Annotated in this window: 3 protein-coding genes and 1 pseudogene; all 4 read right to left on the bottom strand. The window is 63.4% G+C overall.

What is annotated here, in order from left to right:
- A partial coding sequence (gene ssuD, locus EN914_RS28850; protein ID WP_127389429.1) for an FMNH2-dependent alkanesulfonate monooxygenase occupies positions 1-1,038 on the bottom strand: 1,038 nt, incomplete at its 3' end.
- Between the two features lie 241 nt (positions 1,039-1,279).
- The gene (locus tag EN914_RS28845) at positions 1,280-2,218 is read right to left on the bottom strand and encodes a sugar ABC transporter substrate-binding protein (RefSeq protein WP_013528163.1); all 939 of its coding nucleotides are present in this window, start codon (positions 2,216-2,218) and stop codon (positions 1,280-1,282) included.
- A gap of 14 nt (positions 2,219-2,232) precedes the next feature.
- The gene (locus EN914_RS28840; RefSeq protein ID WP_024501883.1) at positions 2,233-3,228 is read right to left on the bottom strand and encodes an ABC transporter permease; all 996 of its coding nucleotides are present in this window, start codon (positions 3,226-3,228) and stop codon (positions 2,233-2,235) included.
- Positions 3,228-3,409, bottom strand: a pseudogene (locus tag EN914_RS28835) (ABC transporter permease); the annotation flags it as partial. The pseudogene EN914_RS28835 and the gene EN914_RS28840, both read right to left, overlap by 1 nt.

Below are 3,409 nucleotides of genomic sequence, written 5' to 3'. Positions count from 1 at the left end.
GCGATAGGCTTCGTCCAGATGCGTATAGCCGGACAGGATGAAGGTATCGATGCCGAGGCGCCGGTACTCGTCGATACGCTCGGCGATCGTGTCGGGGTCGCCGACAAGGGCAGTACCGGCACCGCCGCGCACCAGGCCGACGCCTGCCCACAAATTGGGCGCGATCTCGAGCTTGGCACGATCGCCGCCATGCAATGCGCTCATCCGCGCCTGCCCGACCGAATCCATGCGCGCAAAGACTTTTTGGGCCGAGGCGATCGTCGTGTCGTCGAGGCGGCTGATCAGCCTGTCGGCAGCGGCCCAGGCCTCCTCGGTGGTTTCGCGGGCGATGACATGCAGCCTAATGCCGAAAGAGAGCTTGCGGCCGGCCTTCTGCGCCAGTTCACGCACCCTGTCCAGCTTGCGCCCGACATCGGCAGGCGGCTCGCCCCAGGTCAAATATTTGTCGATCTCCTGCGCCGCCACCGTCGACCCGGCATCGGACGAACCGCCGAAATACAGCGGCGGGTAAGGCGTCTGCACCGGCGGAAACAGCAGCCTTCCGTCCTCGATGTGGAAATGCTTGCCGTCATGCTCGACCGTCTCGCCGCTCAGCACCCGCTTGTATATGCGCAGGAACTCCTGCGTCACCTCATAGCGTTCGGCATGCGACAGGAAAATGCCGTCGCCCTTGTTCTCCAGCGGATCGCCGCCGGTGACGACGTTGATCAGCAGGCGGCCATTGGAGATGCGGTCCAGCGTCGCAGTCATGCGCGCGGCCAGCGTCGGCGACTGCAAACCGGGCCGCACGGCGACAAGGAAACGCAAGCGTTCGGTCATCGGCACAAGAGCCGATGCGATCACCCAGGAATCCTCGCACGAGCGGCCGGTCGGCAACAGCACGCCATAGTAGCCGAGCGTGTCGGCCGCCTTCGCCACTTGCGTCAGATAGGGCAGATCGACCGATCTGCCGCCCTCGGCCGTGCCGAGATAGCGGCTGTCGCCATGCGTCGGCAGAAACCAGAGCACCTTGATACGGTCTGGAATGTGCTTGCTCATGGCCTGTCTCCCGTCGCCTGACGGAGGCGGCCGGAGATGCCTGCTTTGGTTGACGGCGAGCGCAAAAAGGTAGGCATGGCGTGGTCCTGTCCGGGTGGAAACCAGATCGCCAGTGCAGATTGCTTATTCCACAAACTCTGTAGAGTTAGTTTATTCCAATTCCGTTGCCGCTATTAGAATTTCTCTCCCCAAGAAGTCGGCGGCGAGGCCGACCCGAGTGCAGCGGGCCGGCCTTCCTGCATCAGAACGCTGGTTCGACCGCGTTGACGTTGTCCTTGGTGACGACTGTCAGCGGGATCGGCAGCCGGTCCTTGACCTCCTTGCCCTCGATGATCTCGGCCATCGTGTTGATCGCCAGGCGGCCATCCTCGACGGGCGACTGGACGATGGTCGAGTACATCTCATTGGTGCGGATCGATTCGAACGCATCCTTCTGGCCATTGATGCCGACGATCGGCGGTGCGGCCTTGGAGGGGTTCGCCTCTTTCCATGCGTCGATGAAGCCGCGAGCCATCGTGTCGTCATTGGCGTAGACACCGCTGATCTGGTCGCCGAAGCGTGTGATCAGATCGCGGCTCACCACCAGCGCCTTTTGCTGGTCGAAGTCGGCGTTGACCGTGTCGAGCACGTTGATCTCGGCATTGGTTTCCTTGAGACGGTCGGTAAATCCGCTGACGCGGCCGATCGTGGTGCCGTTGCCGGCCTGGCCGGCGATGATGACGACGGAGCCCTTGCCGCCCAGCGCCTTGCTCAGCGAGTCCGCCGCCAGCTTGCCTTCCTCATAGACATCAGGCCCGGTGAACGACTTGATGAACGGCTTGGCATCGTCGCTCATCGGCGAATTGATGAGGATCGCCGGAATGTTCGCCTGCTGCGCGCGCGCCAGCCCCGGTATGTATGCCTGCGGGTCGAGCGGCCACAGGATGATGCCATCGACCTTGCGCGCAACGCAGGTGTTGAGCTGCTCGGTGCCTTTCTGGACATCAAAATCCTGGCTGAGGCTCAGGATCTCGATGCCGAGTTCCGCAGCGCGCGCCTGAAGCGCCTTGTTGGCCGGCGTCGCGTAGGCATGCGAATCCGCTGCCGTCACGTAGCAGACCGTCTTGGCGCTGGCCCAGCCCGTCGATGCCAGCACAGCCGCCATGGCGGCGACGTGAAGCATGCTTTTCTTGCCAATCATGTGTTTCCTCCCAATCATGTGGTTCCTCCTTGAGTGATTGGATTGTCGCGAACGAGCGCCGGGCGCGTGCCCGGAGCCCTCCCCTTGGTGGTAACGGCCCGATCGAGCACGACGAGCAGGATCAGGATAAGCCCGGACACGACCTGCTGGACGTATGCGGGAACGGACTGGAACTCCATCGCGATGGTCAGCGAGCCGATCGTCAGCACGCCGCCGAGCGTGCCGAGCGCGGATCCCTTGCCGCCTTCGAGACGAGTCCCGCCGACAACGACCGCGGCAATGACGGCGACCGTCAGTTCCGAGCCGAAGACAGGCGAGCCGGTGTTGGTGACGAGGCTCTGGAGAACCCCCGCCAGGCCGGCAAGCGTGCCGGCAAAGACAAAGCCGAGAAAGACGATACGGTCCGAGGCGATACCGCTTTCCTTGACAGCCGCCGGGTTGGACCCCACCGCAAAGACGTTGCGCCCAGGTATGGTGCGCGTCAGCCAGAAATGCAGCAGCACGATCAGGGCGATGAACAGCACGCTGCGGAGGGTGAAGACATCGAGATAGATCTTGGCCAGCGCCAGGGAGAGCATGATGTCGGTTCCGGTCACCGGCTGGCTGTTGGTGATCCAGTGCGCGAGTGAGCGGAAGATCAGCATCGTCGCGAGCGTCAGCACGAGCGAATTCACCTTCAGGCCGACGACCAGCATGCCGTTGATGGCGCCTGCCAGGGTACCGACCAGGATGCCGGCGATCGCGGCAGGCAGGATGCCAATCTCTCGCTGCAGGATGACCGATACGATGCCGGCCAGGGCAAACACCGCGCCACCGGAGAGGTCGATCTGGCCCGATATCAAAAGCACCGTCAGGCCGACCGCGATCAGGCCGATCGTCGCCGCCCGGTCGAGACCGAGGCCGAGGGTCGATGCCGAGAGGTAGCCAGGAACCAACAGCGCGGAAATGACGAGCGTCAGGCCGAGAATGATGACGACGCGATGCTGCGAGACAAGCGAAAGAAAACGCATCACGCCACGCCCCGCTTGCGCAGCGCCGCATCCATGCCGACGGCACCGACGATCAGGATGCCGAGCACGAAACCCTGGATTGGCGTGCGCACACCGTCGAGCACCATGACGTTGGTCAGCAGTTGCACGAAGATGAGGCCGGCAATGGCCCGCGGCACCGATCCGAAGCCGCCGACGATCG

This window comes from Mesorhizobium sp. M7A.F.Ca.CA.001.08.2.1, assembly GCF_003998455.1.
Classification (GTDB): domain Bacteria; phylum Pseudomonadota; class Alphaproteobacteria; order Rhizobiales; family Rhizobiaceae; genus Mesorhizobium; species Mesorhizobium ciceri.
This window is presented reverse-complemented; position numbering and strand designations above follow the sequence as displayed.